This is a genomic window from Paenibacillus alkalitolerans (genome assembly GCF_016482785.1).
GTDB classification, from domain to species: Bacteria; Bacillota; Bacilli; order Paenibacillales; family YIM-B00363; genus Paenibacillus_AE; species Paenibacillus_AE alkalitolerans.
In genome coordinates, this window is record NZ_JAEMXM010000075.1 from 1 (window position 1) to 578 (window position 578).

General features: G+C 31.3%; 1 protein-coding gene. It reads right to left on the reverse strand.

Going from position 1 to position 578, the window contains the following annotated elements; translation table 11 throughout:
* Positions 1-77: 77 nt before the first annotated feature.
* The coding region (locus JET16_RS29830; RefSeq protein ID WP_233532468.1) for a hypothetical protein at positions 78-578 on the reverse strand (501 nt) is incomplete at its 5' end.

Genomic DNA, 578 nt, shown 5'->3' on the forward strand with positions numbered 1-578 from the left:
CGTGAATGCATTGTTATCAGATGTCAGCGACCTCTTTGAAATACCCACATGATGAAATTTTCTGTCTTGTCTTTAATTCATTTCGTTTCTTTAAGTAACTTATTCATACTAAAACCGAAAGAAAATAAGCAAACAGATAATAATATCCCTAGATATAAAAATGCATTATTATTTATACTGAAGGATTCTAACAACCCGAAACTGCCCTTTGATTTTTGAATAAATTCCAAAAATAGATTATGTGTAAATATCGAAAATAATATGAAAAGGCTCCCACTTCCCATCGAAACAATTACTAAATCTTTAGTCATCAATTCTTTTAACTTCTTGTAGCTCAAATGCGGAATCAAAACTATCACAAATACAGCGACCTTAAAGTAATAAATAAAGGCTCCATAATGATGGCTTCCAGGAAGTGTATCATTCATAATAATCACGCCAACGATATATGAGAGTATAGCGATTATCACATTAGTAATAAAACCTATAGTAAGTATTATGGTTAAATTCTTCCTAATTCGTTGCATAGCCATTTCTCCTTGGTTATGACAAGATCTGTTTCGCTGATTTCTGATAAC